Below are 10595 nucleotides of genomic sequence, written 5' to 3'. Positions count from 1 at the left end.
GGTACTGCGCCAACTCTGTGGGAGCTGGACTTGCCAGCGATCGAGCGCGAAGCGGTCGTAACCCAAGCGCCACCTACTTTGTTGGCTGCACTGGCCTCATCGCTGGCAAGCCAGCTCCCACAGGTACTGCGCTAACTCTGTGGGAGCTGGACTTGCCGGCGATCGAGCGCGAAGCGGTCGCAACCCAAGCGCCACCTACTTTATTGGCTGCACTGGCCTCATCGCTGGCAAGCCAGCTCCCACAAGTACTGCGCCAACTCTGTGGGAGCTGGACTTGCCGGCGATCGAGCGCGAAGCGGTCGTAACCCAAGCGCCACCTACTTTGTTGGCTGCACTGGCCTCATCGCTGGCAAACCAGTTCCCACAGGTACTGCGCCAACTCTGTGGGAGCTGGCCTTGCCGGCGATCGAGCGCGAAGCGGTCGTAACCCAGGCACCGCCTGATATGCTGGCTACCTGCCAATGACAGTTGCTCACACCGATGTGAACAACATTGCCCATATTGTCGGACAATTGCGACAATGGTCGTCTGCGCCGCCCTCACAGGATCGGCGACAATACCCGGTCAGGCTCTGCAGCCAGTCTCGGTAATAACAAGGAAAATGCGGTGAAACTCAGCGATATCGCGCGTCTGGCCGGTGTGTCCGTCACCACCGCCAGCTACGTCATCAATGGCAAGGCCGAACAGCAACGCATCAGCAACAGCACTGTCGAGCGGGTGCGGGCGGTGGTCGAAGCCCATGGCTTTACCCCCAACCCCCAGGCTGCAGGTTTGCGCAGCCGGCACACGCGTACCCTGGGGTTCATCCTCCCCGACCTGGAAAACCCCAGCTACGCACGCATCGCCAAGCAACTGGAGCAACGCGCCCGGGCCCAGGGCTACCAACTGCTGATCGCCAGCAGCGACGACCAGCCCGAGAGCGAGCGCCAGCTCCAGCAACTGTTCCGCGCCCGCCGTTGCGACGCGCTGTTCGTCGCCAGCTGCCTGCCGCCGGAAGACGACAGCTACCGCGAACTGCAAGCCAAGGGCCTGCCGATCATCGCCATCGACCGTAGCCTGGACCCGGCACACTTCTGCTCGATCGTCAGCGACGACCGCAACGCCAGCCAGCAACTGACCCGCAGCCTGCTGGCCACCAAACCCGCGCACATCGCCCTGATCGGCGCCCGCCCGGAGCTCAGCGTCAGCCAGGCCCGCGCCGGCGGCTTCGACCAGGCCCTGGAAGGCTTCAACGGCAAGATCAGCCGCCTGCAAGGCGAAGCCTTCAGCCGCGAGTGCGGCCAGCGCCTGATGAACCAACTGATCGAAGAACTCGGCCGCCTGCCCGACGCCCTGGTGACCACCTCCTACGTGCTGCTGCAAGGCGTGTTCGACGTGCTGCAAGCACGCCCGGCCGACTCGCGCAGCCTGCAACTGGGCACTTTCGGTGACAACCAGTTGCTGGACTTCTTGCCGCTGCCGGTCAATGCCATGGCCCAGCAACACGGCTTGATCGCCGAAACCGCGCTCAAACTGGCCCTCGCCGCTGTTGAACAAAAGCAATACGAACCCGGCGTGCACGCCATCGGTCGAACCTTCAAACAGCGAATCTTCCCGGCCTGACCATGCGCCTGATCGACACCCACACCCATCTGGATTTTCCAGACTTCGACCCCGACCGCCCGGCCCTGCTGGCCAATGCCCGGGCCGGCGGGGTCGAGCGCATGGTGGTGCTGGGGGTGTATCAAAGCAATTGGCAGCGGGTCTGGGACCTGGTGCGCAGCGACACGCAGCTGTACGCGGCGTTCGGCCTGCATCCGGTGTACCTCGACCAGCACCGCCCCGAACACCTGACCGAACTGGGCGACTGGCTGACCCGCCTGCAGGGTGAGCGCCAGCTGTGCGCCGTCGGCGAGTTCGGCCTGGATTACTACCTGCCCGAACTCGACCGCGAGCGCCAGCAGGCGCTGTTCGAAGCCCAGCTGCAACTGGCCGTTGACTGCAACCTGCCCGCCCTGCTGCACGTGCGCCGCAGCCATGCCGTGGTGATCGCCACGCTCAAGCGCTACAAGCTCAAGCGCGGCGGCATCATCCACGCCTTTGCCGGCAGCGTTGAAGAGGCGCGCGAGTATCACAAGCTCGGCTTCAAGCTCGGCCTTGGTGGCGCCGCGACCTGGCCGCAGGCGCTGCGCTTGCACAAGGTGCTGCCGCAGTTGCCGCTGGACAGCGTGGTGCTGGAAACCGACGCGCCGGACATGGCGCCGGTGATGTTCCCGGGCGTGCGCAACAGCCCGGAGCATCTGCCGCAGATTGCCCAGGCGCTGGCTGGGATCATGGGGATTGAGGTTGAGCGGTTGGCTGAGGCGAGTACGGGCAATGCTTGTGAGTTGTTTGGTTGGCCGCTGACTTCTTGAGCTTCACGGGCTCGCGCTGCGGCTCAAGGATGAATCTATCCAAGGCCTACGACGCCATTTGATTTTGACGTACTCATACCCATACGAAACCAGCAACGTTACAAAGAAAGTAAAGACACCCCCCATATAGAAGTGAACCACCTTCTTGAGCTCGAATGACTCCGGCTCAACGAAAAACCACAGCGTCGGAAATGCGATCATCGCTCCAACACCGAGCCGTAAGAACACGATCAAACCTGTGCCCACTTCAGTAAAAACATCACTCACAAACGCCCAAAAGCTGCGGCTTGCCTCTGTGCGCTTCCATAAAAATCTCTCGATAGCGGCAACTGCAAAAAACACCAAAGACAGCGCAATGGAATAGTTGGCGATGAACCCCGAGCTCAGCAAGCTATCCATCGTCTTCGTAAGTTCCGCAACGTTTCCGTACCAATAACTGAACGCTACTGGCAGGCAACCCAACAGTAATACAGCCCAGAACTCGGTCCAAAATCGACCTTTCCACGTCATGCGAAATCCTTACTAAAAACACCTTTAGGGCAGCAATGATGTCATTCAGACATGAACTGTCAAACGCAGACAGCTAGGTTTAACCAACACACCGCAACCTTGGCCATTTACTCAACCACGCCTTGGCCACAATCCGCTCTTCATAGACCGACCGCTTCTCCACCACAAAGCGCCGGCTCGGCCTGAGCAACAGCTCGAACAGGTCATATAACCCCAAAGGCGCCGACACTTCACATTCATCTTCTGCAGTACGCCGTACCGCAATGGCGGTAGCCGTTTCACACCAGAAGGACATCGCTTCGGCGGATGAACCGTAGGGCGCATCGCCGTTGCGACTGTGCATGCGCGCCTGGTTTTTTACCGACCAGTCGATGCCTGGGGCCAGCTCGCGCAACGTCGCTTCCAGGCGTTGGTCTTCGCCAGCGTCTGCCCGAGCGGGATCAAACCAGATGACATCCACATCCCCGGTCAGCGCTGACGGCGTACGACCGTGCAGGTGATCCCACACCGCATTACGCACAAATCCCGCACCGATCCAGCAGTCCGGCAGGTCCAGGCGCCGGACCACCTCAAGCACCTGCCATCGGCGTGCATCGGTCGAGATAATCTGCTGCACCTGTGCTTCATGGTTCATAGCGCTTCCTTGCTGAAATACCGACTCGGCGCCGCTCCCAGCACCTTGCGAAACACACTGGTGAACGCACTCGGGCTGCCATAGCCCAGGTCCACCGCCACCCGGGTGATCGACTCGCCATTGCCCAGGCGCACCACCGCCGCCAACAGGCATGCCTGCTGGCGCCATTCGACAAAGCTGATACCGGTTTGCTGACGAAACAGCCGGGTGAACGTGCGCCGGCTCCTGCCCACCTGCCGGGCCATGTCATCGATGCTCACTTCAAGCGACGGTTGTTGCAACAGCCGCTGGCAAGCCTGGGCCAGGCGCGGATCATCCGGCAGCGGCGCATTCAGCGACAACGGCGCCATGCTGGCGATTTCGTGCAGCAGCAACGACATCAAATGACCGTCGCGCTGTTCTTGCGCATACAGCGCCGGCACATCCGCAGCCTGGATCAGCAACTGGCGCAAAAACGCCGACACATCGAACACCTGACACAACCCCGGCAACCCCAAACGCGCCGCCGCCTCGTTGCTGATGTAGGTGTTGAGCATGGTCACCGGCCCGCTCATGACCATCTCATGGGGCACCTGCGCCGGCACCCAGATGGCCCGTTGCGGCGGCACCACCCAGTTGCCCTGGCGCGTGAACACGGTGATCACCCCACAGGCCGCATAGGCGAACTGCCCGCGCTGGTGGGTGTGCAGGGCGAAGTGATGACCATCGGCATAGTCAACGGCGGTCACCACCGCGTCGCGGGGAATGTGTTCAGACGGGTCAATTTCAATCATGGCCCGAATCTAACGACCTACGACCCGATAGCGCAAGCGGGCCAGCAGCCGCATTGCGCATAGTTGCACCCTGCCCGCCTGTGGATAACAACACCATGCAACGAAAACACCTGCTGCTCGCCGTGTTGGTGACAGCCATCTGGGGCCTGAACTTCCCCATCAGCAAACTGGCCCTGGCCGAGATCGACCCGCTGTTGCTCACCGCCCTGCGCTTTACCCTCGCCGCCCTGCCCTGGGTGTTCTTGATCAAACGCCCGCCCGTGGCCCTGGGCTGGCTGGCCGCCTACGGCTTGATCTTCGGCGTGGCGATGTGGGCACTGATCAACCTGGGGATCAGCCTGGGCGTACCACCCGGCACCGCTGCCCTGCTGATCCAGTTCAGTGCCTTCTTCACCTTGGGCTGGGGCGTGCTGCTGTTTCGCGAAGGCATGAGCCTTGGCCAGTGCGTTGGCGTGGTACTCGCCGCCCTGGGCTTGATCTGCATTATCGCCAACAGCCCCGGCCAGGCAACGACCGCGGGGTACAGCGTATTGCTGGTCAGCGCCTTCAGCTGGAGCCTGGGCAACGTCATCATCAAACGCTCGAAAGTGCGTGAGATGTTTGCCTTTGTGGTGTGGGCCAGCCTGTTCCCGCCGATCCCCTTGCTGCTGCTCACCTGGCTCAGCCAGGGCAGCGCGCCATTCACCGCCCTGGCCAGCCATGTTGAGGGTGTCGCGCTGTTATCGCTGTTGTTCCAGGTCTACGCGGCGACGCACTTCTGTTACTGGGGCTGGAACCTGTTGTTGCGCGAGTACCCGGTTTCAACCGTTGCGCCGCTGTCGTTGCTGATCCCGATTTTCGGCATCGCCGGCTCCATCCTCCTGCTCGGCCATCACATCGACCGGGACGAAGGCATTGCCATTGCCTTGATTCTGGCCGCCCTTGCAGCGGGCCTGATCAAGACCCGTCCCCTGCTGCGCCGTGCAAATTAGAACCAGCCGCGATCATCCTCCAGCTCCTGGCGACACGCCTTGAGCTGGGCACCGTAGAGCCGCGACTGCGCCTCTACCTTGCGCGCCACCTGCATCAGCCACGGCTTGCTGCGATAAGTCCCACGACTAAAACCGCCGCGCCCTTCGTGATAGGCCAGGTACTGGTTGTAGACATCCCACTTGGAAATCCCCAACTGCCGCTGGGTGCCAGCGGTGTACCAGCCAATGAACATGACCGCGTCATCGAAGTTATCGCGCGAACCGCCATTGCCGGTACCGGATTTGTACTCACCCCAGACCGGGTCCTGGGCCTGTGCATAACCGTAGGCCGAACTCACCCGCCCCCACGGAATTACCCACAGCAAGTAATCGCGGGGCGGCAGCGCATCGGAGACGAAACTGCTTTCCTGTTTCATGATCGCCATCGCCACATGTTGCGGCGTGCCAAACTGCTGCTGCATCTTCAGCGAATCTTCGTACCAGTCCGGGTACTCGCGGTAGATATTGCACAGATTGTTCTGATCCCTCGGCGGCGCCGTGGCGCAGCCCGACAAGACCGCAACCATCAACATCAGCGCCCACACTCGCCCTTGTTTCATCCATCGCCCCAGCAGAAAAAAGAGGGCGTTAGTTGCCCTTCGTATATAACGCAGCGCCTGGACGGGCCAGGTTGCGGTGACCTCCTATGATGGCGTGGGTGATGGCAGGGTCACCAGAGAGGTGTTGTGGATTTGTAACGAATAGTCATGAGAACGGTACTTTAGCGGCGGAAATCTTCAGAATTTCCTGATTCCATGTAGTCCATTTCCCAATCATACTTTTGCCGCTTTCAAAGCATTGCAGTGGTCCCGGTAGGACTCTAGTCTCGGCCGGTCGTTGGCAATTCAACGACCGGTTTTGACAGGCCGACTACACCGTGGACATGTGCAAGCCTTCATGGCGATTGTACGTGGGGCACCTTCGTGTGCGCCGAGTTCTCCGGTGTTCGGTCTGTCAACCCGCGTACAGTTGCCACCCATTTGTTTGACAGCAGATTCGTGGCGGCTCCATTCACCGGGGAGACACCATGTTAAAAATCGTCCCAGATCCTCCGCATCATCCCAACCAATCCCTTGAAGACCTTCTCGTCCAGACTTCCGGATACTTGGTCCGTGCGCTGACTATTGCTCAGCAGACAGTGCTGCTCCATCCCAGGCCACCTGAGCAAGTACTGACCTTGGCGACCATGCATGAGATTGAACACGCCCGAAGCTTGGTTGAAGTGGCTTTGAGCAAGGTTCAGTTGAAGCACTGAGTTTTTCAGGCGAGCGCCAGTGTTGCTTTGGCAGGGCTGGCTGCCTGCTTTGGGAGGTATGGATGAACGATGATCATGCTTCAGTTCTGAAAACGATAGGTGTTGGTACGTTCGGCGAAGGCCCAAGCGGGAAGACCACTGAACGACTGTTTCGGGTTGAGCCAGGGCATAGTGCGGGTTTTGTGCTGGAGCAAGCGGCTTTGTTGATGGGGTGCGTGAATAAGCTGACTCATCAGGTGATGCTTGAAGAGGATGAGGCGATGGCTTGTGCGGCTCATTTTCTGAGTGGGATGGCGAAGGCGTTGGTTGAGGATTTGGCTACGGCGAATGAATCGCCTGGTCTCGTAGAAACCTCTTTGCCTTAACATGGTCTGCTAACCTGCTGCGCCGTGGCTTGCGTAAATCTGAAACCCACTGAACGAAGTCCAATGAGTATGAATAAATCACATCTTTCGTTTTCTTTGGCGCTGCTGCTGGCGGTGGGCGTGATGCCCGCACAGGCCAAACAGCGAGCCGTACTGAAAACGCCAGTGTCGGGCGTGCTCTGCGACCGTTACGTGTGCGCCAATGACAAAGGCATCTCCCGCGCGCTGACGGAAAAGTATCTAGGCAAGAAGGCAGCTGCGACCGACGTATTCACATCGAGTGACGTCGACCTGAGCGAATTCACCTTCGCCAACGGGATATTCTGCGACGTGAAAGAGCGGCTATGTCGCGAAGATCGCTACTACGGCGCGGACGGGAAGCGATCCGGAGCGGTCTCCAAAAAATACACCAAGGCGCTGTTTGGCGAATAACCGAAAGGTGGCGGGCGAGGTTGAGCGCGTCTGGTTATCCTCGCCAAGACCGCCTCCCTGCTGTACTCAGCCTTCCACTGTTCCTTTTCTCAAGCAAGCCCCTGCCTTCCCGAGCTCGAAAAATCTTCTCAAATTATCGAGAACGTCGTACTCGGATACTTTCTCGTCCCGAACCATGATGGCCTTTTGTTTGGTCAGCCATAGATGGTTTTCCTTATTTTTATTCGGCACTACAGAGATTTCGAAGCTCATCTTTGAGCCCCCCGGCACGGCGCCGGGCACCTTAGCGTGAGTGAAATTGAAAGTTAGTTCATTATCGCTGGTTGGCGAAGCGCTTTGCACGCTAGTAATAGGCATTTCAGCCTTTGCAGCTGATGGAAGCTTAGCGGAGTACGACAAGCTTCCATTGTGAACCTGCCTGGCTATTTCCAAAAAATAATTCTCATTGTCTTCCGCACTTGTCGGAATAGTGCAGTCTTCACCTTCAGTTATGAAATACGTGCCCTCGAACTCATAAGGGGGTGCTTGCTCACAGGCTGCGAGAGCCAGCGACACTATACCGGCTAAAGCTGACTTCCACTTTTTCACACTGGACACTCCATGACTCCATGGTTTCCATTATCCGCAATACTCATCGATGGTACCACCTGGATGTCCCTATTTATCCCTTGGACCAGCAGATAGGCAACAAGACATCAGGAGAAGCCGGAAACAACAAAGCCCGCACAAGGCGGGCCTTGTTGGGCATTTCGTAGAGGTCTTAGGCAGCCAGAAATTAGATATTTGGTGTGGAGACAGACGGACGGTTGTTGGTCGTAACGTCACGTTTCTCGCGGCCTGGAGTTAGGTGGTTTTTTTGATGTACCCCATAGGGTATCTATAAACAATTCAGCTAGTTATGGCTTTCCGTGGAACCGAATCGGGAATTTTTTGGGCTCAAATGAAAACTACTCCCGCGTCGCCTGGCTGATATTGATCGCGACCAGTCGCTATCGCCCCTTTGCGGCCACTCGGCACCGGCAGACATCGGCCAAGAGAGCCGCTTAGCTCTAGGCAACACCTGGCTAAAGGCTGTCAATAAACAGAAGATGTTTTCTCTGATTCTTCAAAAGACATATGGAAAAACAATCAACTGCCACCTCATGTGTTAGCATTTTTTATAGGAAGCCCCATTTCCAAAGACATAGCCTCCGACGTTATGCCCTCAAATCGGCTCTCACTCATGATTGAAATTCTATGTTTTGCAGCCCGCTTAGGGTATGCACTAAAAAAGCGGTCCTTCAGGTCTGCATACTTCTCTGCATTCCATGCAGAATCAGCTACAACAATCAATAAGCAGGTATTGGGGATTCTATTTGTTACATTCGAATATAAAACAGACGCTGTTCTTAGCTTGAGCGCCACCTGGGAAAGCCAACCCAAATTAAACCCCTTCCGTATGTATTTTACTTCAATCAGATAATCCTTATGCAGCCAGTGCGAGCTTGTTAACACAAAGTCAACCTCTGCACCAGAGATCAACATATTTGGATCAACCTTGTATTCGACCGGAAGATAATAATGGAGCTTCTTAACTAACGCCTTATCAATATAACTAGGTCGCTGCAAGCGTGCATTAGCCGATCTAGCAACTTGTACATCGCAAATCACGCCCTCGGACTGGTCTGACAGGGCTATCTCATCGTCTGTCTTTGGCCTAATGGCAACTTTCTTCTCCTCAAGCCCTAGTTCTGCAAGCTCATCAACTATAGACTGCTGTTGTTTCCATTTTTGCAGCCCCCAAACTGACAAACAAAAGCCGGCAAACGCAGTAATAGGAATTGCCCACATCGAGAAAGCAACCAATAGCCCGACAACGTGCTGGCGGTATTTAATAACCTCCTGAGCGACAGGAGTTAGCAGCAGCAGATCTGATTCTTTCACATTAAGATCGAAAGGCTCTTTGAATATAAGCCATACTGACAATATGCTCATGCCAACTAACGCCAGGCCGGCAGAAACCACAAACTTATACAGATCACCGAAATCAAATTTCATTTCCCACCCCGAAACATCTGCACACCAAAAAAATTGCACTTTTAAAAGTTTTAATTTTTGAGCGTATTTACTATTCTCAATAGGCGTATATCTGCACCAGACTCAAAAGCACTGACACCGTGGGGATGCTATCAAATTGGCGTTCGCCATGTCATTGGGTTTAACGTTGATTCCACCGCGAATTCTAGTAGCTTCCGAATGATTGCTTCAGGTCGGATGCAGGCCCTGCCGAGAGTCTGGTATGAGTAGAAGGCAACTATCCATATGCTGTGCATCTCCCGGACAAATCACCCGAATGGGTGGCATCCAGATACCGAATCCACTCACGCGCGGCCCCTCCTGCCTTGACCAAAATATTAAAAGAAAGCGACTATGGCACACGTGAACGGCAGGCCACGCAGGTCTTCAAGGCCCAGGACTGTGACAATTGAATCGGTAGCATAGCAATGGTAAATTCCGGCCATAAATATCAAACCCCATCCAATTAATTTAACTTGAGAGAATAGAGTTGAAAAGAACAAAAAGAGAGTATGACTTAGAGCTTGATCCATTCGCCTGCTATAAAATGGAATACATTCACAATCAATCAAAATTAAATTTTGAATCAACAACAAAATGGCTGTATCTCGGCACTAACACTAGAGATAGTCAATTTGCCAAAGTTGGGATAACCATGGGAGATCTCACTAGCAGATCATCTAGTTCAGAGAGTCCTGGCTACCATCTATTTTGCGCATTTAAGTGCAGGGATAACATATCTAGATCCGAGCTTGAGCGCATAGAACAAAGTGCTTTAAACCATCTTGAAAAATTGTTCACCTACTCCGACGGTTCGACTAAGCGAGCATCACACCATGAGTCGGAGCGAATTTCAGAATGCTTTTATGATGTTAACTTTCTGGACTTATTTGGCGAGCTTCATTATTACCTTTATGAAAATCATTGTAATTATTTCATTCGCTCGTCTTTTGAAAATAACGAAAGGGGTGATGAGGGCGATTTTCTAGATTGCGAATTCAATAGACGCAACATGTCACTTAGCGAAGTCAACAGATACATAAGAATGATCCTCCAATAGAGTTACTAGGTATTCAGTCCGAGAGTCGGCAAAATCATGGACAATTGGGCAAAAGAAAAGGCGACCTGATGGGGTCGCCTTCGGATGTTACTACGGCTGAAGTCGCAG

The 10595-nt window shown here is 55.7% G+C and carries 12 protein-coding genes; 6 read left to right on the top strand and 6 right to left on the bottom strand.

Annotated features, from left to right (window positions below; genetic code table 11):
* Positions 1-606: 606 nt before the first annotated feature.
* Both cra and CCOS864_RS05115 read left to right on the top strand, forming a co-directional pair.
* A complete protein-coding gene (gene cra, locus CCOS864_RS05120; protein ID WP_115085336.1) occupies positions 607-1602 on the top strand; it encodes a catabolite repressor/activator in 996 nt (331 codons plus the stop codon).
* A 2-nt stretch (positions 1603-1604) separates the two neighbouring features.
* Positions 1605-2393 carry a TatD family hydrolase gene (locus CCOS864_RS05115; protein ID WP_115085335.1) on the top strand — a complete coding sequence of 263 codons (789 nt, stop codon included), beginning with the start codon at positions 1605-1607 and terminating at the stop codon, positions 2391-2393.
* Positions 2394-2396: 3 nt separating this feature from the next.
* Here CCOS864_RS05115 and CCOS864_RS05110 read toward each other — a convergent pair whose 3' ends face one another.
* The 3 genes from CCOS864_RS05110 to CCOS864_RS05100 form a co-directional block, all read right to left on the bottom strand.
* Positions 2397-2903, bottom strand: coding sequence for a hypothetical protein (locus tag CCOS864_RS05110; RefSeq protein WP_115085334.1), 507 nt, complete (start codon positions 2901-2903; stop codon positions 2397-2399).
* A 79-nt stretch (positions 2904-2982) separates the two neighbouring features.
* A complete protein-coding gene (locus CCOS864_RS05105; RefSeq protein WP_115085333.1) occupies positions 2983-3537 on the bottom strand; it encodes a nucleotidyltransferase family protein in 555 nt (184 codons plus the stop codon).
* The gene (locus CCOS864_RS05100) at positions 3534-4310 is read right to left on the bottom strand and encodes an AraC family transcriptional regulator (protein ID WP_115085332.1); all 777 of its coding nucleotides are present in this window, start codon (positions 4308-4310) and stop codon (positions 3534-3536) included. Before CCOS864_RS05100 ends, CCOS864_RS05105 begins: the two co-directional genes overlap by 4 nt.
* A 95-nt stretch (positions 4311-4405) precedes the next feature.
* Here CCOS864_RS05100 and CCOS864_RS05095 point away from each other — a divergent pair, with 95 nt between their 5' ends.
* Entirely contained in the window at positions 4406-5281 is an 876-nt protein-coding gene (locus tag CCOS864_RS05095; protein ID WP_115085331.1) for an EamA family transporter, read from the top strand.
* Here the strand turns inward: CCOS864_RS05095 and CCOS864_RS05090 are convergent.
* Positions 5278-5880, bottom strand: coding sequence for a transglycosylase SLT domain-containing protein (locus tag CCOS864_RS05090; RefSeq protein ID WP_115085330.1), 603 nt, complete (start codon positions 5878-5880; stop codon positions 5278-5280). The genes CCOS864_RS05095 and CCOS864_RS05090 overlap by 4 nt on opposite strands.
* A gap of 467 nt (positions 5881-6347) precedes the next feature.
* Between CCOS864_RS05090 and CCOS864_RS05085 the strand changes: the two genes are divergently transcribed.
* The 3 genes from CCOS864_RS05085 to CCOS864_RS05075 all read left to right on the top strand — a co-directional run bounded on the left by CCOS864_RS05085 (position 6348) and on the right by CCOS864_RS05075 (position 7372).
* Positions 6348-6575, top strand: a complete 228-nt coding sequence (locus tag CCOS864_RS05085) for a hypothetical protein (RefSeq protein ID WP_115085329.1) — start codon at positions 6348-6350, stop codon at positions 6573-6575.
* 62 nt (positions 6576-6637) lie between these two features.
* Complete coding sequence (locus CCOS864_RS05080; protein ID WP_115085328.1) at positions 6638-6940, top strand: DUF3077 domain-containing protein; 303 nt, start codon at positions 6638-6640, stop codon at positions 6938-6940.
* 63 nt (positions 6941-7003) lie between these two features.
* The gene (locus CCOS864_RS05075; protein ID WP_244211882.1) at positions 7004-7372 is read left to right on the top strand and encodes a YcgJ family protein; all 369 of its coding nucleotides are present in this window, start codon (positions 7004-7006) and stop codon (positions 7370-7372) included.
* A gap of 66 nt (positions 7373-7438) precedes the next feature.
* Here CCOS864_RS05075 and CCOS864_RS05070 read toward each other — a convergent pair whose 3' ends face one another.
* Positions 7439-7960 carry a hypothetical protein gene (locus tag CCOS864_RS05070; RefSeq protein WP_115085690.1) on the bottom strand — a complete coding sequence of 174 codons (522 nt, stop codon included), beginning with the start codon at positions 7958-7960 and terminating at the stop codon, positions 7439-7441.
* A 552-nt stretch (positions 7961-8512) separates the two neighbouring features.
* Positions 8513-9409, bottom strand: coding sequence for a hypothetical protein (locus CCOS864_RS05065; RefSeq protein WP_115085326.1), 897 nt, complete (start codon positions 9407-9409; stop codon positions 8513-8515).
* Between the last annotated feature and the right edge of the window lie 1186 nt (positions 9410-10595).

Source organism: Pseudomonas wadenswilerensis (assembly GCF_900497695.1).
Lineage (GTDB): Bacteria > Pseudomonadota > Gammaproteobacteria > Pseudomonadales > Pseudomonadaceae > Aquipseudomonas > Aquipseudomonas wadenswilerensis.
The sequence above is the reverse complement of the archived record's forward strand: the minus strand, read 5'-3'. Positions and strand labels throughout refer to the sequence as shown.

Coding starts and splice junctions, on each gene's coding strand:
- CCOS864_RS05115 (WP_115085335.1), top strand. CDS start 1,605: ATGCGCCTGATCGACACCCACACCCATCTGGATTTTCCAGACTTCGAC.
- CCOS864_RS05100 (WP_115085332.1), bottom strand. CDS start 4,310: ATGATTGAAATTGACCCGTCTGAACACATTCCCCGCGACGCGGTGGTG.
- CCOS864_RS05105 (WP_115085333.1), bottom strand. CDS start 3,537: ATGAACCATGAAGCACAGGTGCAGCAGATTATCTCGACCGATGCACGC.
- CCOS864_RS05090 (WP_115085330.1), bottom strand. CDS start 5,880: ATGAAACAAGGGCGAGTGTGGGCGCTGATGTTGATGGTTGCGGTCTTG.
- CCOS864_RS05085 (WP_115085329.1), top strand. CDS start 6,348: ATGTTAAAAATCGTCCCAGATCCTCCGCATCATCCCAACCAATCCCTT.
- CCOS864_RS05065 (WP_115085326.1), bottom strand. CDS start 9,409: ATGAAATTTGATTTCGGTGATCTGTATAAGTTTGTGGTTTCTGCCGGC.
- CCOS864_RS05110 (WP_115085334.1), bottom strand. CDS start 2,903: ATGACGTGGAAAGGTCGATTTTGGACCGAGTTCTGGGCTGTATTACTG.
- CCOS864_RS05080 (WP_115085328.1), top strand. CDS start 6,638: ATGAACGATGATCATGCTTCAGTTCTGAAAACGATAGGTGTTGGTACG.
- CCOS864_RS05075 (WP_244211882.1), top strand. CDS start 7,004: ATGAGTATGAATAAATCACATCTTTCGTTTTCTTTGGCGCTGCTGCTG.
- CCOS864_RS05095 (WP_115085331.1), top strand. CDS start 4,406: ATGCAACGAAAACACCTGCTGCTCGCCGTGTTGGTGACAGCCATCTGG.